Raw genomic sequence first — 19,181 nt, forward strand, 5'->3', positions numbered from 1 at the left:
ACGGCGGGCCCGTCGGCACCCCCACGCCGACGGGCCCGCGGGCGTCTCGGCGGGCCTCCCGGCAGCTGTCCGGGCGCGGTGTCCCGCCGGGCGCCTCACGGGTGCGGCGCGCAGACCAGCAGGTACGGGAGCAGCGGCAGCACCGACACCCCGAAGCGCCAGGCCGGCCGGACCCGTCCGCTCCCCGGACGCGCGAGCCGCCGTACCCGGGCGAGCACCCCGGTGGACGTCGCACCCAGCGCGGCGCCGCCCGCCGGGGCTCCCCGGCCGGGAGCGCCGCCGGTCGCCAACGCGCAGATCGCGGAGGCCAGTTCGCCCCGCGACACCTGCTCCAGCGCCGCGTCGTCGGCCGCCATCTCCAACAGCAGCCCCACCTCGGAGCGCCCCAGCCGGGCCAGCGGCAGCAGCCCGAGCAGCAGCGCGAAGGTGTCGGCCGGCAGCCGGAACAGGTGGTGACGGCCGCGGATGTGGCCGTGCTCGTGCGCGACGGCCGCGGTGAGCTGCCGCTCGTTCAGCAGCCGCAGCGCCCCGCGCGACAGCACTACCCGGGAACGCCGCCCGGGCAGGCAGTAGACGGTCGGATGCGCGTGCTCCAGCACCAGCGCGTCCCAGCGCCGGTCCCGTACGGCGACCACGTCCAGCACCGCCCGGTGCCGCCGCCTGGCCCGCCCGGCGCGCAGGCCGACGGCCGTCACCAGGGCGCCGAGCAGCGCCCCGCCGGCGGCGAGCAGCCACCAGTCGTGGGTGTGCGGCGGCACCGGCCCGGTCGGCGCGGCGCCCGGCAGGAGACCGGAGCGGCCGAGCAGACCGGAGAGGTCGAGCAGGCCGAGCAGCCCGGCCGGGCGGTGGGCGAAGGGTTCGACCGCGTGGTGGGCCGTGAGCAGCAGGCCCACCGTGAACGAGGCCATCAGCGCGAGCCAGAGCGCCGCGCCCGCCAGCGGACGGGCCTGGAGCCGGGCGGAGCCGACCAGTCGGCGGGGCAGCAGGACGCCGGTCACCACCAGGTGGAGGCAGAGCAGCGCGAGGGTCACTCGGCGCCCCGGGACTTCACCTGCTCCAGGGCCCTGAGCAGGGCCGATGCCTCGTCCCCGGTGATCCGGTCGACGAAGTGGAGCAGCGCGCCCGCCCGGTCGGGGGTGGTCTCCAGTGCCTGGTGCATCAGCTGGGCGGTGTACTCCTCGCGGGTGCAGGTGGGCTCGTACACCCAGGCGCGGCCGACCTTGTCGCGGCGCAACCAGCCCTTGGTGTGCAGGATGTCCGCGACCGTGGTGACGGTGGTGTACGCGACCGCCCGTTCCCGCTGGAGATCGTCCACCACCTCGCGCACCGTGGCGGGCCGGCCCCAGGACCAGAAGCGGTCCATGATCTCGGCCTCCAGATCGCCGAACCCCCGTAGCACCGCCCTCTTCTCCCTCGCCGAGCCGACCGTCGGCGCCCTTCGCCCGCCGGAACGCGGCCCATGGTACGGCGAGCGCCGGGCGCCCGCCCCCGGATGAAAGGGGGGCGGACGCCCGGCGGGTCCCGGCTGGTGCCCGGGTGGTGGTCGGCCGGTGTCCAAGCCGTGTCCGACGCCGGCCGCCGGTGTCCGGTGCACGTGCAGCCGTTGCCCGGGGCAGGCGCCGCGCTCAGGACAGCCGCCGCCCGAGCGGGACACGGGAGCGGGTGAGCAGCGCCGCGAGCAGCCCCGCGACCAGCGGCAGCACCAGCACGATCAGCAGCAGCTCGCCCCAGGGCGCGGTGATCAGCGCCGGCTCGGCCCCGAACCCACTGGCCCGGGACTTCAGCAGCCCCACCGCCGGCACGAACCCGTTGACCGCCCCGAGCAGCGCGCCCAGCAGGGCGATCAGCGTGCACTGGAGGCCCGCCATGGTCCGCCGGATCCGCGGCGGCGCGCCGACGGCGGCCAGGGTGGCCTGGTCCTGCCGGGAGTCGGCGGCCGCCAGGCCGGTGGCGATCCCGGCCGCGCCGAGCACGACCAGCCCGGCGAAGCCGGTGAGCGCCAGGGTGAGCGCGTCGCCCTTCGGCTGGTAGCCGCGCTCCACGGTCAGCTGGGCGAGGCGGTCCAGCCGGATGGCGGCCGCCTCGGCGCGCTGCTGCGCCTTGCGGTCGGGCGGGGTGGCGGGCAGCCAGACCGAGCCGGTCGGCCGGGCGGCGAGCCCGAGCCCGGGCAGCGCGGAGGGAAGCACCAGGCCCTGGGCGAAGTCGGCGGCGGCCGGGTCGTCCACCAGCACCGCGTCGACCGGGACCTCCTGGATCTCCGGCTTGGGCACCTGGCCCGGCTCCAGCGGCGCGCCGCCCCCGCCGCGCAGCAGCAGCACGGCCTTGCCGTCGGCGCCCACCAGGGCCCGGTCGAAGACCAGCAGCTTCCCGGCGGCCAGCGCCTGCTCCGCGGCCTGGTCGTGGACCGCGAACAGGTTGTGCAGCACGGTCACGTCACCGGCGGCCAGCCGCGGCGGTGCGCCGAGGCCGCGCCGCTCGACCGGGCCCTTGAGCTGGACGGTGCTGGAGCAGTTCTCGCACCAGCGGTACTCCACCTGGCCGAGGTCGCCGCGCGGGCCGAGCCCGCTCAGCTGCCCCTCCAGTTCGGTGCGCTCGTCGGCGAGCCGGGGCCCGTCGATGTGGCTGATCAACTGGACGGCGCCGTACGGGGCCTGTGGCCGGTAGTCGCGTCGGTTCTCGGCGTCGGTGCTGGTGGTGTAGACGCCGATGGCGACGGCGCCGGCCACCGCGGCCATCACCGCGGCCACCGCCGGGGCGGTGCGCGAGCGGTGCCGGGCGCAGTCGCGCAGGGCGAGCCGGGGCCCGAGCGGCAGCCGGCCGGCGGCCCGGCCGATCAGGGCGACCAGCATCGGGGTGCACAGCAGCAGGCCGAGTTCGGCGACCACCGAGCCGCCGAGCACGGTCAGCGTGCGGGTGTCGTAGCCGCCCACGCCCGGCTGGTCGCGCTGTACCGCGCCCGCCCCGTACATCGCGAGCGCGGCGCCGAGGGCGAGCAGCGCCGCACCGGCGACGGTGACCCGGCGGCTGGGCCCGCGGACGGTGTCCCGGCCGGTGAGCCCGGCGGTGACGCTGCGCCGGGCGGCCTGCAGCGCGGGCAGCGCGGCCGCGAGCAGCGCGGTGACCAGGCCGATTCCGGCGATCGCGAGCAGGTCCAGTGGCGGTACGGCGAAGTGGCCGAAGCGTGCCCCGCCGAACTGCTCGATCCACGGCCGCAGCACCGCGACCGCCGCGGTGCCGAGCACCACGCCGACCACCGCTCCGGTCGCGCCGAGGACCACGCCGCCGCCGAGCACCACCGCGCCGACGTGGGCGCGGCTGCCGCCGGCCGCGCCGAGCAGGGCGAGCTGGCGGCGCGAGCGGCGGGCGCCGACCGCGAAGGCGGGCCCGGCGAGCAGGGCGACCTCCAGCAGCGCCATGCCGCTGACGGTGGCGACGACCATCCTGGTGTTGTTGGCGGCCGTCGGGTCGCTGTAGCGGTACGCGTCGCGGTAGTAGGGGACGGCCCGCTCGGGTGGCGGGGCGAGCGCCACCGAACGAGCGGTCAGGGTGTAGCCGTGGGCGTTGAACCGCTGGACCGCGGCCCAGTCGAGGGCGGCGCCGGACGGCAGCCGGACCAGCCAGGCGGACCGGACGGCCGTGGGATTCGCCGCCGCCGGCCCCCCGGCCGCCAGGGCGGCGCTCAGCGGGTCGATCAACTCGCCCGGCCGGGCGACGAGTTCGACCCTGCCCAGCTCGCCCGGGCGCTCCACCATGCCGGTGATGGTGTAGGTGGTGTGCTCCAGGCCCTGGAGGGTCGTGGTGGCGCCGGGCGCGAGTCCGGAGCGCTCCAGGAAGGCCCGGGTGACGGCCACTTCGTGCGGGGCTTCCGGGGCGCGGCCCTCGACCAGGTCGAGCCGGCCGCGCCAGACCGGGTCGGCGAGGTCGGCCTCGGTGGTGAGGGTGCGGACCAGGCCCTCGGGCGAGGTCGCGCCGGCCTCAGGGCCTGGCCGGGCCGGGGTGAGCGAGCTGCCGGGCGGCAGCAGCGAGGCGACCAGGACGGCCGGATCGGTGCTCGCGCCCTTCTGCTGTTCGGCGGTGGGCTGGTCCCCGGGGCGGGGCTGGACGGAGAAGGCGCCGTCCTCGGCGATCGGGGCCTGTTCGACCGGCCGGCCCGGATCGAGTGAGGTGACCAGGGCGTCCGCGCCGCCCACCACCCGCTCGACCCGTTCGGCCGGGGTCAGTTGACCGCTGCGGTGGACCACGTCGGCGCCGGTGACGCCGAGGACGGGCAGCGCGATCATGGCGGCGATCAGCGCGCTGCGACCCTTGGCGCGCAGTGCGTCACGGCGGGCGATGCGCAGGGCGACCCGCCAGGCTCCGAGCCTCACCGCGCCACCTCGCCGGCCGGGCCCGACGGGAACGCCGTACCGGACCTGTGCAGCGCGTCGGACGGCTGCACGGCCGTGAGGCGGGCGGAGGCGCGGCGGCCCGGGGCCTCCGAGGCGATCGCGCCGTCCCGCAGGTGGACCACCCGGTCCGCCCAACTGGCGTGGGCCGCCTCGTGGGTGACCATCATGGCGGCGGCACCGGCGTCGCACCGGGCGCGCAGCACGGCGAGCACCGCCTCTCCGGTGGCCGAGTCGAGGGCACCGGTCGGCTCGTCGGCGAGGACCAGGCGGCGGTCGCCGATCAGGGCGCGGGCGATCGCGACGCGCTGCTGCTGGCCGCCGGACATGTCGTCGGGGAAGCGGTCGGCGAGCTCGCCGATGCCCAGCTCCTCCAGCGCGGCCAGTGCCTCCCGGCGGGCCCGGCGCCCCGGGACGCCGTCGAGTTCGCGTGGCAGGGCGATGTTCTCGGCGGCGGTGAGGGCCGGGATCAGGTTGTAGTCCTGGAAGACGTACCCGATCGAGCGTCGCCGCAGGTCGGCGAGCTTGCCGCGGCCGAGACCGCCGAGCGCGACCCCCTCCACCAGCACCTCGCCGTCGCTGGGCTGGTCCAGCCCGCCGGCCAGGGTCAGCAGGGTGGACTTCCCGGAGCCGGACGGGCCCATGACGGCGACGAACTCGCCGGGGTGGACGGCCAGGTCGACGCCGCGCAGGGCGTGCACCTCGGCGGCGCCCCGCCCGTGCACCCGGGTGACGTCGGTCAGGCGCAGGACGGGTGCGGGCCGGGTCGGATCGGTGTGGGACACACTTCCCCCTCGTGAGCTGCTCAACTGCATATGTCGGTGAACTATATATGCCGGAGGACGTGATGCAAGGTGAGACGGTTCCCGAGGGTCCGCGGGTGTCCACAGGTGTTCACGGGGCCGGTCGGTCGGGTTCGGTCAAACTTCTACAAAGCTGTCGAGGATGTGGGCGGAAACCCGGGCCGGATCGTTCGGGGGCGGTCTATGCTCGGGAAGGTTCACGGCCCCGGGGGTGGGCCTCCCGCCGTGCCGGAAGGCCCGGCACCCGACGTGCGGTCAGATCCGGAGCGCGGCAGGCCTCGGGGCCCGTGCGGCCGTCGCGCGCGCCTCCCCGTCGGCCGCGGCGGCGATGGCCATGATCGAGGTCGTCAGACCGACCGCCACCTGTTCGTACCCTCCTCCCGCGAAGGAGGTGCCGTCGTGCACACCCTGACCACCGTCGAGTTCCTGGTCCGACTCGCCACCGGCGTCGCCTGCGGCGCACTGATCGGCGTCGAACGCCAGTGGCGGGCCAGGATGGCCGGCCTGCGCACCAACGCCCTGGTCGCCGCCGGCGCCACCCTGTTCGTGCTGTACAGCGAGGCCGTCGGCGACACCGGCAGCCCCACCAGGGTCGCCTCGTACGTCGTCTCCGGCATCGGCTTCCTCGGCGGTGGCGTCATCCTGCGCGACGGCGCCGGCGTGCGCGGCCTCAACACCGCGGCCACGCTGTGGTGTTCGGCCGCCGTCGGGGTGCTGGCCGCCTCCGGCAACCTGGAGTTCGCCGTCCTCGGCACGCTCGCCGTGCTCGGCGTCCACCTGGTGCTGCGCCCGGCCGGCCGGCTCCTCGACCGGGCCCCGCAGTCCGGCAGCGACCCGGACTCCACCTGCCGCGCCACCGTCCACCTGGAATGCGACCGCAAGTCCGAGACCCACATCAGGGCCCTGCTGCTCCAGGCCCTCGCCGCCTCCGGCCTCGCCCCGACCGGCCTGCGCGCCCGCCGCACCGACAGCGGCGACGCCACCAGCCTGCGGGCCACCGTCGCGATCACCGGCCGGGTGACCCCGGCGCTCGAACAGGTCGTCACCCGGCTGTCGTTGGAGCCCGGCGTGCGCGATCTGCACTGGCACCTGGACGACGAGCCGGAGGAGCCCGGCAACCCGGCGCTCGCCTGAGCGGAAGGGCTGTCACTCGCCGCCGTTGTCGTACGCGCCCCGTCGTCCGAACCCCGTCCGATCCCGCTGGAGGCCCGATGCCGACCCCCGACCCCGAACACGGGCCGCTGGTGCCGATGCTGCTGGCGCTGACCGTGGTCACCGGAGTGGTGGACGCGGTCAGCTACCTCGAACTCGGCCACGTCTTCGTCGCCAACATGACCGGCAACGTGGTGTTCCTCGGCTTCGCCCTGGCCGGTGCGGCCAACCTCTCCGCCACCGCCTCGCTGGCCGCCCTCGTCGCCTTCCTGCTCGGTGCCCTGACCGGCGGCCACCTCGCCCGCCGGCTGCCCGGCCATCGCGGGCACCTGCTGACCGCCGCCGTCGCCGCCCAGTCGGTGCTGGTCGCGGCGGCCACGGTGCTGGCGGCCGTGGCCGGCCACACCTTCGACCCGGCCCGCTACACCCTGATCGGGTTGCTCGGCTTCGCCATGGGCGGCCAGAACGCGGTGGTCCGCGCCCTGAAGGTCCCCGACCTCACCACCACCGTGCTCACCATGACCATCACGGCCCTCGCCGCCGACCGCACCGGCCCCCGTCGCCTCGCCTCCGCCGTCTGGATGTTCGCCGGGGCCCTCATCGGCGCCCTCCTGGTCCTGCGCACCAGCGTCCCCGTCGCCCTCGCCCTGGCCCTGGTCCTCCTCCTCGGCGTCGCCGTCCTCACCCACCGCGCCGCCCGAGCCACCCCCGCCCCCGCCTGGACCCACCCCCGCTGAGCCGCCTCGCCGGCGTGCCCTCGTCCCCTCTGCTTCCGGGGCGTCACCGGCGACCGGCGGGCCGGGCCCGGGGCCCGGTCAGTCCTCGCTGCGGTGGCCGGCGCGGCCGCTCCAGCGGGGTTCGAGGCGGGCCCAGTCGGCGGTCCAGGCGGCCTCGCCGCGCCGGTCGAGGGCGTGGAGGCGCAGGCGGAGGGCGAGGACGAGCAGGGCCAGCAGGGCGAGGAGGGCGCCGGCGCCGGTGCAGGCGGCGGAGACGGCGAGGGCCACCCGGTCGGCCGGGGGAGCGGAGGCGGCGCCGGCCGGGTCGACCCAGACGGCGACGTGGCTGCCGGGGACGGCGGAGCGTGGGGCCTGGACGGTGCCGAGGCGCTGGGTGCCGTCGGGGGCGGTCCACGTCGCGTCGACGTCCACCCGGCTGCTGTAGCCGCCGGAGAAGCGGCTGCCGGCGGCGGTGGCGGCGGCGCGGTCGGGCAGGCCGCGGACCACGGCGTCGACCTGCCGCAGCCGTCCGCGGTCCGCGCCGACCTGGTGCTCGGTGTTGCGGTAGAGGAGCAGGGATCCGCCCGTGGCCAGGGCGAGCGCGAGCACCGCGCCGAGGACGGCGCAGAGCCAGGCGCGGGCCCGGGAGCGGTCGAGGGGACGGGCGAGCGGCTCGTGCCGGGTGCCGACGGCCCGCCGCAGCTGTCGGCCGACGCGTCGGGGGAGCGACGCGGGCCGGGCCGGACGGGGGGTGCTGGACACGGTGAGGGCTCCTCAGGGGCGCGGGGACGCGAGGCGGTTACGCCCAATGTCCACCCGGCGGCCCCTCGCGCACAAGACTCGTGCGCGCCCGTAGGACCGCCAGGGCCGCTCGACCCCGCCGTCGGGACGTTCGGCCCTCGGCACCGACGGTGCGGACCCGGCAGGCTGGAGATCGGCGGCGTCCTCCCGGTGCTTGGGCGCGGCCGTGGCCCGGTTCGGCCGTGGGGGCGCCGGGTCGAGGTATGGGGCAGGGGGTGGTCGTGGGGTCACCCCCTGCCTGTTCCGTGCCGGTCCGCCGCCCGCTCTGCCGCCCGCTCTGCGCCCTTTCTCTGCGGCGAAGCTGACGAACTCCCAGGTCGGGGCCGTATTCCGCCCAGCTATACACTCGGGGTATACGCCGGGTGTATGTTTCCCCCATGAGTGTTCCCTTGACCCTCCTGGGGCTGCTGGAGCGTGAGCCGAGCCACGGCTACGACCTCAAGCGCGACTACGACGCCCTCTTCGGCCGCGGCAAGCCCCTTCCGTACGGCCAGGTCTACTCGACCCTCGGCCGACTGGCCCGCGACGGCAAGGTGGTGGCCGGCGAGGCGGAGCCCGGCGACGGGCCCGAGCGCAAGCGCTACGTCATCACCGAGACCGGGGCCACCGAGTTCGAGACCTGGCTCCAGGAGCCGGTCGCACCCGAGCCCAACCTCCAGTCCGTGCTGTTCACCAAGGTGGTGCTGGCCCTGATGCTGGGCCGCGACGCCGAGCACTACCTGGACACCCAGCGCGCCGCCCACCTGCGCCGGATGCGCGAACTCACCGAACTGCGCCGCACCGGCGCGCTGGTGGACGCCCTGCTCGCCGACCACGGCCTGTTCCACCTGGAGGCCGACCTGCGCTGGATCGACCTCACCGCCGCCCGGCTGGACGCGCTCGCCGCGGAGGTGAAGGCATGACCACGATCCTGGAGGCCCGCGGTGTCACCCTCTCCTTCGGCGAGACCCCCGCCCTGCGCGGGGCCGACCTGTCCGTGGAGGCCGGTGAGGTGCTCGCCGTCATGGGCCCCAGCGGCTCGGGCAAGTCGACGTTACTCCACTGCCTGGCCGGCATCCTGGTGCCCGACGAGGGAGAGGTGCTGTTCAACGGGCAGCGCCTGGACACCATGCCGGAGGCCCGGCGCAGCGCCCTGCGCCGGGACCGGTTCGGCTTCGTCTTCCAGTTCGGCCAGCTGGTGCCGGAGTTGACGGCCGAGGAGAACGTCGCCCTGCCGCTGCTGCTGAACGGCGTACGCCGAGCCGCCGCGCTGGCCGAGGCCCGTCCGTGGTTCGCCCGGCTCGGCCTGGACGGCCTGGAGAGGCGCCGCTCCGGCGAGCTGTCGGGCGGTCAGGCCCAGCGGGTCGCCCTGGCCCGCGGCCTGGTGGCCCGTCCGCAGGTGCTGTTCGCCGACGAGCCGACCGGCGCGCTGGACTCGCTGACCGGCGAACAGGTGATGGAGCTGATGGTCGGTTCGGCCAGGGAACAGGGCACCACCGTCATCGTGGTCACCCACGAGGCCAGGGTCGCCGCCTACGCCGACCGCGAGGCGGTCGTCCGTGACGGCCGGGCCCGCGCCCTCTCCGCCGGAACGGTGGCCTCGTGATCCCCTTCTCGCTCCGACTGGCCGTCAGCGGCGGCCGGGAGGCGGTGGCCCGGCTGCTGATGCTCGCGGCGGCGGTCGCGATCGGGGTCGGGCTGCTGCTGTCGAGCCTCGCCAGCCTCAACGCGGTCGACCACTCCAACGGACGGCTGCTCTGGATGAACACCGGCTCCAAGGGCTGGACCGGGACGGCCCGGGCGGACCCGCTCTGGTGGTACGGCCACGACCACTACTACCAGGGCAAGCGGATCGTCGAGTTCGACGTCGCCCCGACCGGCCCCACCTCGCCGCTGCCGCCGGGCCTGACCGGGCTGCCGGCCCCCGGCGAGTACTACGCCTCGCCCGCCCTGGCGGAGCTGCTGCGCAAGGCCCCGGCCGTCGAACTGGGCGACCGCTTCGAGGGCCGGCCGGTCGGCACCATCGGACCCGAGGCGCTGACCTCCCCGGACACCCTGGCCATGGTGGCCGGCCGCACCGTGGACGAGCTCAAGGGCATCCCGGAGGCCAGGCCGGTCACCGCGATCGCGACCGCGATGCCGACCGCGTGCGAGGCCGACTGCTTCGGCTTCGGCGTCCACGGCGACGCCGTGACCCTCATCCTCAGCGTGGTGATCGGCGCGCTGATCTTCCCGGTGCTGGTCTTCATCGGCACCGCGACCCGACTCTCCGCCGCCACCCGGGAGCAGCGCTTCGCCGCGATGCGGCTGGTGGGGGCGACGCCCCGGCAGGTGTCGGTGATCTCGGCGGTCGAGTCCACGGTCGCCTCGGTGATCGGTACGGTCGCGGGCTTCGGCGTCCACCTCGCGCTGCGCCCGCTGGTCGCCGGCATGCGGCTCACCGGGGAGCGGTTCTACCTCGCGGACCTGGGCCTGCACCTGGACCAGGCACTCGTGGTCGCGCTGGGCGTGCCGGCGGCGGCGGCGCTGGCCGCGCGGTTCGCGCTGCGCCGGGTCACCATCTCCCCGCTCGGGGTCAGCCGGAGGGTCACCCCGAAGCCGCCGCGGGCCTGGCGGCTGGTCCCGCTGCTGCTCGGCCTCGCCGAGCTGGGCTACTTCGTCGACAACCGGCCGTCGACCTCCGACGGGCAGGCCGCCGCCTACCTCACCGGGTTCGTGCTGGTGATGCTCGGCCTGGTGATCGCCGGGCCCTGGCTGACCATGGCGGCGGCCCGGGCGGTGGCCCTGCGGACCAGCCGGCCGGCCGCGCTGATCGCGGTGCGCCGACTGGCCGACGATCCGAGGGCGGGCTTCCGCGCGGTGGCGGGCCTGGTGGTGGCCCTGTTCGTGACCAGTGCGACCGTCGGCATCATCGGGACCATCGACGCCAACCGGGGAGCCGAGTTGAGCGGCGACCCGGAGGTCCGCAAGTCGGTCGTCGACCTCCCGCACCGGCTGGACTCCGCGGACACGCTCGGCGCCGTACCGGACTCCCTGGTGGCCTCCGCCCGGGCCGTCCCGGGCTTCCGGGGGCTGGTGTCGGCGCACGACAACCCGACGCGGATCGGTGCCGACCCGGCCCGACCCCGCTTTCCCGCGCCCGCGTTGGTGCTCTGCTCGGATCTGGCACAGGTGCCGGTGCTGGGGCGCTGCGCGCCCGGAGCGGCGGTGGCGGCCGTCCCCGTCCAGCAGTTCCTCGACCTCCAGGAGGGCGCGAACCAGGAGTGGCCGACCGCGCCGGTCCCGGCCACGGAGGCCGCCGCGCTTCCGGTGAAGCTGCTCTACGCGACCACCGACGGCTCGTCCTCGGCCAAGGAGCGACTGCGCACCCTGTTCGCCGAGGCCTACCCGAGGTACGAGGCCAGGATGGCCGAGGACTGGGGCACCGAGGCCCAGAAGCGGCTCCGGGCCTGGCGGCAGCTGGCGCACGTGGTGCTGCTGACCACCGTGCCGATCGCCGGGTGCAGCCTCGCGGTGAGCGTGGTGGCCGGGCTCTCGGACCGCCGCCGCCCGTTCGCGATGCTGCGGCTCACCGGGGCACCGCTGCGGCTGCTCCAGCGGGTGATCGGGCTGGAGAGCGCGTTGCCGCTGCTGGTGGTGTCGGCGATCGCGATCGGCACCGGCTTCGCGGCGGCGGCGATGTTCCTCAAGTCGCAGATGCAGTACGACCTGGTGTCCCCGGGGGCGGTGTACTACGGGCTGACCGGCTTCGGGCTGGTCGCCTCGCTCGGGATCATCGCCTCGACGCTGCCGCTGCTGAAGCGGATCACCGGGCCCGAGGCGGCCCGTAACGGCTGATCCCGGCCCCGGCCGTTGCCCGTTGCCCGTTGCCCGCTGCTTGTTGCCTGTTGCTTGTTGCCCGCTGCCCTGTGCCGCCCCGTCGCCCGCCGTCAGCGGGCGACGGGGTAGCCGTGCGTCCCGTCCGCCCGCGCCACGGCCAGCCCGGGCAGCCAGCTGCCGAGGACCAGCGCGGACGGGTAGAACATCGGCTCCGGCAGCGCGTCCACCGGGAAGCGCTCCCAGCCTGCGCAGGCGTGCGGCTCGGTGACCAGCGCCTCGGCCAGGCTGGGCGGCGCCAGCACGGCGGCGGTCAGCCGGGGCCGGCCGAGCTCGTGGTCGAGGTGGACGGCGAGCACCCGCATCGCCGCGGCGGGCAGCACGATGCCGGTCTCCTCGGCGAGTTCGCGGGCCGCGGTCTGCTCGAAGGACTCGCCGAGGTCGACCTTGCCGCCGGGCAGGCTCCAGGTGGGCGGCTCGCCGGCGGTGATCCGGCGGCCGAGCAGCACCCGGCCGTCCCCGGTGGGCACGACGATCCCGGCGCCGAGCAGCGGCGCGGTCGGCGGGGACGGTGCGGTGGGTACGGTCGGTGCTGTGCTCAACTCGCCGTCTCCTTCAGTCGGTTACCAGTTGGCGCGCTCGTAGTCCTTGAGGAAGCAGCCGTACAGGTCCTCGCCCGCCTCGCCGCGCACGATCGGGTCGTACACCCGGGCCGCGCCGTCGACCAGGTCGAGCGGGGCGTGGAAGCCCTCGTCGGCGAGGCGCATCTTGTCCGGGTGCGGGCGCTCGTCGGTGATCCAGCCGGTGTCGACGGCGGTCATCAGGATGCCGTCGGTCTGGAACATCTCCTGCGCGCTGGTGCGGGTGAGCATGTTGAGCGCGGCCTTGGCCATGTTGGTGTGCGGGTGGCCGGCGCCCTTGTAGCCGCGGGAGAACACGCCCTCCATGGCGGACACGTTGACGACGTACTTGCGGCGGGAGCCGGAGGCGGCCATCGCCGGACGCAGCCGGCTGATCAGGATGAACGGCGCGGTGGAGTTGCAGAGCTGGACCTCCAGCAGCTCCATCGGGCCGACCTCCGAGACGGTCTGCACCCAGCTGTTGGTGTCGGCGAGGTCGGGGACCAGGCCGCCGGCGTCGATCGCGGTGCCGGCCGCGATCCGGGCGGGTGTGGCGGAGCCGGTGACCAGGGCGAGCGAGGTGACGTCCTCGGCGGCCATCCGCTGCGGGTCGCCGCTCGCCTGGTGGGGGAGGGCGGGCAGGTCGACGCTGCCGCTGCCGAAGCGGCCGATCGTGGTGGCCTGCGGCAGCTCGCCGGCCGGCAGCGGTGCGGACTCGGCGTTGACCAGCTCGCGGTAGGACTCCGGCGGGCGGCGCACGGTCTGCGCGGCGTTGTTGATCAGGATGTCCAGCGGGCCGTCGGCGGCGACCTCGTCGGCCAGCGCCATCACCTGGGCCGGGTCGCGCAGGTCGATGCCGACGATCTTGAGGCGGTGGATCCACTCGGCGCTGTCCGGCATCGCCTTGAAGCGGCGGATCGCGTCGTTGGGGAAGCGGGTGGTGATGGTGGTGTGGGCGCCGTCGCGCAGCAGCATCAGCGCGATGTACATCCCGATCTTGGCGCGGCCGCCGGTGAGCAGCGCGCGCTTGCCGGTGAGGTCGGCGCGGGCGTCCCGGCGGGAGCGGTTCTTGACCGCGCAGTCCTGGCAGAGGTTGTGGTAGAAGGCGTCGACCTCGACGTACCGCTGCTTGCAGGTGTAGCAGGAGCGCGGGCGCTCCAGGATGCCGGCGATCTCGGTGGTGGTGACGGTGGTCAGGCCGAAGGCGCCGGCCGTCTCGTCGTCGATCCGGGTGGGCGCGCCGGTGGCGGTGCGGGCGGTGACCGCGCGGTCGTTGGCGGTCTTGCGGGCCCGGGTCTCCTGGCGGCGGCGCTGCTTGAGGGTGCGGAATATGCCGCCGACGGCCTGGCGGACGGTGATCGCGTCCGGGTGGTCCACGTGCAGTTCGTCGAGTTCCGCGAGCACCTCCAGGCAGAGCTTCAGCCGCTCGGGGTCGAGGCCGGGGCCGTAGTCGATCTCCTCCTCGCTGCCCTCGACCCGGTCCTGCTCGATGTCCGTCTGCTCGATGTCCGTCTGCCGGATGTCGGTCTGCCCGATGCCCACGCCTGCTGTCGCTTTCCCGTTCGCCACGCCCACACGCGTGAAGCCATGCCCGTTACCGCGTGAATGCTACGGGAGCGCTCCGGGCCGGGGCGAAAACCGGACGTCGGAGGGGGTCTTTGGAGGATCCTCCATGTCTACGCGCGGAGCATTGATCACGGATTGTGTACAGCCCCAGCAATGCTCCTCGAACTGGCTTTTGCCCCCCACCCTCACGGAGAATCGAATGCTGGGTGCCGGGCGCCCGAGTGCGCTCCGGCGGCACCGCCGCAACCGCACCCGAGGTGTATCCCCCCAGCCAGAGAGCCCTTCTTCATGCGCTTCCTGAACGACCTCAAGCCCTCGTACGACCTCACGTACGACGACGTCTTCATGGTCCCCAGCCGTTCCGCCGTGGGCTCCCGGCAGGGCGTCGACCTCTGCTCCAACGACGGCACCGGCACCACCATCCCGCTGGTCGTGGCCAACATGACCGCCATCGCCGGCCGCCGGATGGCCGAGACCGTGGCCCGCCGCGGCGGCCTGGTCGCCATTCCGCAGGACATCCCCACCGAGGTCATCGCCGAGGTCGTCTCCTGGGTCAAGCAGCGCCACCTCGTCTTCGACACCCCGATCACGCTCGCCCCCGGCGCCACCGTGGCCGAGGCGCTGTCGCTGCTGCCCAAGCGCGCGCACGGCGCCCTCGTGGTGGTCGAGGACGGCAGGCCGGTCGGCGTGGTCACCGAATCCGACTGCCAGGGCGTGGACCGCTTCACCAGCCTGGCCGACATCATGTCCCGCGAGCTGCTGGTGCTGGACGAGGGCATCGACCCGCGGACCGCCTTCGACAAGCTCTCCGGGGCGCACCGCAAGCTCGCCCCCGTCGTGGACGGCGAGGGCCGGCTGGTCGGCATCCTCACCCGCAAGGGCGCGCTGCGCGCCACCCTGTACACCCCGGCCGTGGACGCGGCCGGCAAGCTGCGGATCGCCGCCACCGTCGGCATCAACGGCGACGTCGCGGGCAAGGCCAAGGCGCTGATCGACGCCGGTGCCGACGTGCTGGTCGTCGACACCGCGCACGGCCACCAGGAGTCCATGATCAGCGCGCTGCGCGCGGTGCGCGGCCTGGACCCGCAGATCCCGATCGTGGCCGGCAACGTGGTCTCCGCCGCCGGCGTCCGCGACCTGGTCGAGGCGGGTGCCGACATCCTCAAGGTCGGCGTCGGCCCCGGCGCCATGTGCACCACCCGGATGATGACCGGCGTCGGCCGGCCGCAGTTCTCCGCCGTCCTGGAGTGCGCCGCCGAGGCCCGCCGGCTCGGCAAGCACGTCTGGGCCGACGGCGGCGTGCGCCACCCGCGCGACGTCGCGATGGCGCTGGCCGCCGGCGCCTCCAACGTGATGATCGGCTCCTGGTTCGCCGGGACCTACGAGTCCCCGGGTGACCTCCAGACCGACGCCGACGGCCGCCAGTACAAGGAGAGCTTCGGCATGGCCTCGGCCCGCGCGGTGAGCAACCGCACCGCCCAGGAATCCTCGTACGACCGGGCCCGCAAGGCGCTGTTCGAGGAGGGCATCTCGCACTCCCGGATGTTCCTCGACCCGGCCCGGCCGGGTGTCGAGGACCTGATCGACTCGATCATCGCGGGCGTCCGCAGCTCCTGCACCTACGCGGGCGCCGGCAGCCTGGAGGAGTTCCACGAGAAGGCCATCGTGGGCATCCAGAGCGCGGCGGGCTACGCCGAGGGCAAGCCGCTGCACTCCAGCTGGGCCTGATCGCCGCGGGCCGTCCGGTTCCTCGCCTCGGGGAGCCGGACGGCCGCGGCCGCGGTTGCGGCCGGTGCGGGGGATGGGTGCCCGGTGCCCGGGACGGCGCCCTGGCCGTCCTCCGGCCCGGTGTCCCCGGCGTTCCCGGCGTTCCCGGCGTGCCCGGTGCCCGGCTCGGGTGGGAACAGGGACCCGAGCGGGAGCAGCAGGGCGCGGCCGAGCAGTCCGACCGAACCGTCCAGCGCGGTGGCGAAGGCCCGGGCGGCGCCCGGCAGGTGCCGCAGGCCCCACAGGGCTTCGACGGTGCCCCAGGCGCTCTCGCGGGCGGCCTCGACCGACCAGGCGCCGAGCAGGTGGGTGAGCGGCTCGGCGAGCTCCAGCAGGTCGGGCCCGGGCATCAGCTGCTCCCGGGCGGCCGTCTCCACCTCGGCCAGCACCCGGTTGATCCGGCGGTAGTCCTCCTCGACGTCGGCCGGCCCGCAGCCCCGGCGGCGGCAGGTGTCCACGACGGCCAGCGGCAGGTCGTGCTGGATGTGGGCGGTCATTCCGGCCAGCGCGAACTGCAGCGGGTGCACGCCCGGGTGGGCGCGCAGCGCGAACAGCGGCCGCCAGCAGGCGGGTGGCTCCTGCCCGGCCGCGTCGGCGGCCACGGCCCGCAGGTACCGCCCGGCGAACAGCACGTCCAGCTCGGCCACCGCCGGCGGGTCGGCGAAGTACCCGGCGCCCAGCCGTTCGAGGACCGCCTCCGTCACGGTGAGGTAGAGCCGGTCGAAGACCGCCACCCCGTCGGCCGGGGGCAGCGCCGCCCCGATCTCCCGCAGCCGGCCGACCACCTGCTCGACCGTCTCCGCCTCCGCGTTCACCGCCGTCGTACGATCCACCGCCGTGCCGGGCATGCGCCACCCTCCGATGTCGATCGTGCACTGATCGCATCATCGTGACAGCGTGGACGGGTGCTCCAGTGGACGCGGCCCGCGTCCGTCGAGCCGGTGTCGCACCGTCAGGACGATCCCGCCGTGACATGGCGTCGACTTGGTGACGGCGTTACGGGGTCTTTGCCTATCGCCCACCTCCTGTCATGATCCCTGACCGTGATCAATCGTCGAACCCTGATCGCCGCGCTCGCCGCGGCCCCGGCCCTCAGCACCCTCGGCGCCGCCGTGGGAAGCACCCCCGCGAGCGCCGCCGCCGACCTCTACCCCTCCAACACGGCCCTCTACGCCAGCTCGACCGTGGTCGAGGGCGTGGACTACGGCCGCCGCTACCGCAGGCACCTGATCGACGACCAGAGCCTGCAGAGCCGTACGCCGTTCGTCCGGACCACCGCCATCGCCCCGCACGGCGGCGGCATCGAGGTCGGCACCTCCGAACTGTGCCTGGCCATCTCCGGCTACCACCCGGCCGACCTCACCCCGACCCCGGCCGCCGGGCCGGTGCACGACTTCTGGATGTTCGAGGGCCTGCGCTCCTCCAACAACAGCGAACTGCACGTCACCTCGACCCACTGCGACGACGCGGTGGCCCGCGCGATGTGCGCCGGCAGCCGCAACGTGGTGTCGCTGCACGGCTGCACCGCCGCCCAGGCCGGCCTGGAGGCCGGCGCCCAGGCCGTGCTCGTCGGCGGCCTGAACTCCACCCTCCGGCAGTACCTGATGGAGGAGTTCGCGGCGGCGGGCATCCGGGCCGTGACCGCCTCCGGCGAGGAGGAGATCGCGGGCATTTCCCCGGACAACATCTGCAACCGCAGCCTGCTCGGGATGGGCGCCCAGCTGGAGATGACCACCGACCTGCGGGTCGCGATGTTCGCGCCGGGCAAGAACACCCGCGCCGAGCGGGCGACCAACACCCTGCCGCTGTTCTGGAGCTTCACGAACGCGGTCCGGACCGCGATCCAGCGGCTGGAGGCGGGCCAGCCCGTCCTCTGACGGCTCGGGCAGCCGGCTGCGCGCGCCGCAGCCGGCGTCAGCCCAGCTCGTACTCCAGGACGTAGGTGTGGGTGCCGGACTCGTCGACGGTGAGCAGGAACTCCCCGGTGATCCCGGCCAGCTCGCCCGTGCCCGTGCCCGGCACCACGCGTATCGTCGTGCCGGTCGTGTCCCAGGCCGCGTGCTGGAGCACGAACGAGCCCTTGCGCCCGCCCAGTTCACCCGTCACGTGCTCCACCGCGACGTACGAGGCCGGGCTGCCGGTGGGGCCCGTGACCGAAAGCATCCGCACCTCGCTCGCCCCGCTCAGCCCGCCGGTGAAGGTCTTGGCGACGACGACCCGCCCGAAGGACGCGCCCTCCCGCTCCTCCGTCTCCACCGGCTCGAACGCCGTCAGCTCGAACGACCCGCTCGCCGTGGCACCCATGGCACGCTCCCTTCGTCGGACGTCTCCACGGCCGACGGGCGCGCCGACCGTGGCGGCCGGGCACCACCCGACCGTGCGCGAAGCCTTGCACACACCACTGACAGTCGGCCGCCCGTCACCGTCACGGCTCCCAGCGGATCGCCAGCACCGCCGCGTCGTCGGCCAGCCCGGCGTCCCCGACCCAGCCGCCGACGTCCGCCAGCACGGCGTCCAGCAGGTCCGCCGGGGTGCCGCCGTGCAGGCCGGGCAGCCGTTCCGCGATCGGGTAGAACCGGCCCCCGGCGTCCCGGGCCTCCGAGACCCCGTCGGTGTGCAGGAGCAGCAGGTCGCCCGGCTCCGGGTCGAACCGACGGTCCGGGTACGCGTCGCCGGTGAGCCCGAGCAGCCCCAGCGGAGGCGCCGGGAACGGCGGCTCCAGCTCGCTCACCCGGCCCGCCCGGCGCAGCAGCGGGGGCGGGTGGCCGCAGTTCACCAGCCGCACCGGCCCCCGGTCCGGCGCCACGTCGAGCAGCAGCGCGGTGGCGAACCGGCCCTCGTCCGACGGCCGGGCGGCCAGCGCCGCGTCCAGCCGCTCGGCGAGCCGCCCGGGGTCGGACTCGGTCCGCGCGGCCTCCCGGAACACCCCGAGGACGTCCGCCGCCGTCTCCACCGCCGGGAGGCCGTGCCCCTGGACGTCCCCGAGCAGGATGCGCACCCCGAAGCGGGTCTCCTCCACGGCGTACAGGTCCCCGCCGATCCGGGCCTCGGCGGCCGCCGCCACGTACCGCACGGCCAGGCGCAGCGGCCCGACCCGCTCCGGTGGCGGGCGCATCAGGGCCCGCTGCGCCGCCTCGGCCACCGTCCGGACCTGGAGCAGCTCCCGCTCGCGGGCCGCCACCAGGACGACGCTGGCGGCACTGGCCAGCGTCGCGGCGAGCACCGTGATCAGCGCGGTGACGTGCACCTCGGTCGGCAGATCGGTGTTGGTGGACTCCAGCAGCCCGACCGCGAGGACGGCGATCGCCCCGGCGATCAGCGGCACCCGGGCCGTGCGGGTGACCGCTCCGGCCAGCACCGGCGCCACCGCGAGGACGGGGGAGAGCGTCGTGCCGGGGCCGGTCACCAGATCGGCCACGACGGCGCCGACCAGCAGCGCGAAGGAGACGTACAGCAGCAGCCGGGTGCGTCGCGGCACGTGCAGCGGCGGCATACCGGCCGAGCCGTCGGCGGTCACGCGTCCTCCAGAGCGAGCGGCTGAGCGGGCCTACCGTCCACTCTGCTCCGCGCCCCCGC

At 75.1% G+C, this 19,181-nt stretch carries 18 protein-coding genes; 7 read left to right on the forward strand and 11 right to left on the reverse strand.

Features of this window, described 5'->3' with window-relative positions:
- Positions 1-95: 95 nt before the first annotated feature.
- From ACZ5OX_RS11620 to ACZ5OX_RS11640, 5 genes are all read right to left on the reverse strand, one after another.
- A complete protein-coding gene (locus tag ACZ5OX_RS11620) occupies positions 96-1,031 on the reverse strand; it encodes a M56 family metallopeptidase (protein ID WP_465629725.1) in 936 nt (311 codons plus the stop codon).
- Positions 1,028-1,399, reverse strand: coding sequence for a BlaI/MecI/CopY family transcriptional regulator (locus tag ACZ5OX_RS11625; protein ID WP_465629726.1), 372 nt, complete (start codon positions 1,397-1,399; stop codon positions 1,028-1,030). The genes ACZ5OX_RS11620 and ACZ5OX_RS11625 overlap by 4 nt, the downstream gene beginning before the upstream one ends.
- A 226-nt stretch (positions 1,400-1,625) precedes the next feature.
- Positions 1,626-4,367: an FtsX-like permease family protein gene (locus tag ACZ5OX_RS11630; protein ID WP_465629727.1), complete on the reverse strand. Its 2,742-nt coding sequence runs from the start codon at positions 4,365-4,367 to the stop codon at positions 1,626-1,628.
- On the reverse strand, positions 4,364-5,170 hold the full coding sequence (locus tag ACZ5OX_RS11635; protein ID WP_465629728.1) for an ABC transporter ATP-binding protein: 807 nt from the start codon (positions 5,168-5,170) through the stop codon (positions 4,364-4,366). Before ACZ5OX_RS11635 ends, ACZ5OX_RS11630 begins: the two co-directional genes overlap by 4 nt.
- 273 nt (positions 5,171-5,443) lie before the next feature.
- Positions 5,444-5,593, reverse strand: coding sequence for a hypothetical protein (locus tag ACZ5OX_RS11640; protein ID WP_465629729.1), 150 nt, complete (start codon positions 5,591-5,593; stop codon positions 5,444-5,446).
- Between ACZ5OX_RS11640 and ACZ5OX_RS11645 the strand changes: the two genes are divergently transcribed.
- The gene (locus ACZ5OX_RS11645) at positions 5,588-6,322 is read left to right on the forward strand and encodes an MgtC/SapB family protein (protein WP_449792791.1); all 735 of its coding nucleotides are present in this window, start codon (positions 5,588-5,590) and stop codon (positions 6,320-6,322) included. The genes ACZ5OX_RS11640 and ACZ5OX_RS11645 overlap by 6 nt on opposite strands.
- 77 nt (positions 6,323-6,399) lie before the next feature.
- Entirely contained in the window at positions 6,400-7,077 is a 678-nt protein-coding gene (locus tag ACZ5OX_RS11650; RefSeq protein ID WP_465629730.1) for a YoaK family protein, read from the forward strand.
- A 78-nt stretch (positions 7,078-7,155) separates the two neighbouring features.
- Here ACZ5OX_RS11650 and ACZ5OX_RS11655 read toward each other — a convergent pair whose 3' ends face one another.
- Positions 7,156-7,818: an Rv1733c family protein gene (locus tag ACZ5OX_RS11655; protein WP_465629731.1), complete on the reverse strand. Its 663-nt coding sequence runs from the start codon at positions 7,816-7,818 to the stop codon at positions 7,156-7,158.
- Positions 7,819-8,234: 416 nt separating this feature from the next.
- Here ACZ5OX_RS11655 and ACZ5OX_RS11660 point away from each other — a divergent pair, with 416 nt between their 5' ends.
- The 3 genes from ACZ5OX_RS11660 to ACZ5OX_RS11670 are packed head-to-tail and all read left to right on the forward strand — an operon-like array spanning position 8,235 to position 11,673.
- Positions 8,235-8,759: a PadR family transcriptional regulator gene (locus ACZ5OX_RS11660; protein ID WP_449792788.1), complete on the forward strand. Its 525-nt coding sequence runs from the start codon at positions 8,235-8,237 to the stop codon at positions 8,757-8,759.
- Positions 8,756-9,442 carry an ABC transporter ATP-binding protein gene (locus ACZ5OX_RS11665; protein WP_465629732.1) on the forward strand — a complete coding sequence of 229 codons (687 nt, stop codon included), beginning with the start codon at positions 8,756-8,758 and terminating at the stop codon, positions 9,440-9,442. The genes ACZ5OX_RS11660 and ACZ5OX_RS11665 overlap by 4 nt, the downstream gene beginning before the upstream one ends.
- Complete coding sequence (locus ACZ5OX_RS11670; RefSeq protein ID WP_465629733.1) at positions 9,439-11,673, forward strand: ABC transporter permease; 2,235 nt, start codon at positions 9,439-9,441, stop codon at positions 11,671-11,673. Before ACZ5OX_RS11665 ends, ACZ5OX_RS11670 begins: the two co-directional genes overlap by 4 nt.
- Positions 11,674-11,765: 92 nt before the next feature.
- Here ACZ5OX_RS11670 and ACZ5OX_RS11675 read toward each other — a convergent pair whose 3' ends face one another.
- A complete protein-coding gene (locus ACZ5OX_RS11675; RefSeq protein ID WP_465629734.1) occupies positions 11,766-12,254 on the reverse strand; it encodes a nucleotide triphosphate diphosphatase NUDT15 in 489 nt (162 codons plus the stop codon).
- 21 nt (positions 12,255-12,275) lie between these two features.
- A complete protein-coding gene (locus ACZ5OX_RS11680; protein WP_465630125.1) occupies positions 12,276-13,763 on the reverse strand; it encodes an SDR family NAD(P)-dependent oxidoreductase in 1,488 nt (495 codons plus the stop codon).
- A 363-nt stretch (positions 13,764-14,126) separates the two neighbouring features.
- Between ACZ5OX_RS11680 and ACZ5OX_RS11685 the strand changes: the two genes are divergently transcribed.
- Positions 14,127-15,566, forward strand: a complete 1,440-nt coding sequence (locus ACZ5OX_RS11685) for a GuaB1 family IMP dehydrogenase-related protein (protein ID WP_465629735.1) — start codon at positions 14,127-14,129, stop codon at positions 15,564-15,566.
- Here the strand turns inward: ACZ5OX_RS11685 and ACZ5OX_RS11690 are convergent.
- Complete coding sequence (locus tag ACZ5OX_RS11690; RefSeq protein ID WP_465629736.1) at positions 15,527-16,453, reverse strand: DUF5995 family protein; 927 nt, start codon at positions 16,451-16,453, stop codon at positions 15,527-15,529. The two genes, ACZ5OX_RS11685 and ACZ5OX_RS11690, sit on opposite strands and share 40 nt — an antisense overlap.
- A 189-nt stretch (positions 16,454-16,642) precedes the next feature.
- Here ACZ5OX_RS11690 and ACZ5OX_RS11695 point away from each other — a divergent pair, with 189 nt between their 5' ends.
- Positions 16,643-17,482 (forward strand): poly-gamma-glutamate hydrolase family protein, encoded by an 840-nt coding sequence (locus ACZ5OX_RS11695; protein WP_465630126.1) that lies wholly within the window; start codon positions 16,643-16,645, stop codon positions 17,480-17,482.
- 37 nt (positions 17,483-17,519) lie between these two features.
- Here ACZ5OX_RS11695 and ACZ5OX_RS11700 read toward each other — a convergent pair whose 3' ends face one another.
- Positions 17,520-17,909, reverse strand: coding sequence for a DUF3224 domain-containing protein (locus ACZ5OX_RS11700; RefSeq protein ID WP_449792782.1), 390 nt, complete (start codon positions 17,907-17,909; stop codon positions 17,520-17,522).
- Between the two features lie 121 nt (positions 17,910-18,030).
- Positions 18,031-19,122, reverse strand: a complete 1,092-nt coding sequence (locus ACZ5OX_RS11705) for a PP2C family protein-serine/threonine phosphatase (RefSeq protein ID WP_465629737.1) — start codon at positions 19,120-19,122, stop codon at positions 18,031-18,033.
- Between the last annotated feature and the right edge of the window lie 59 nt (positions 19,123-19,181).

This window comes from Kitasatospora sp. NPDC032121 (genome assembly GCF_055580145.1).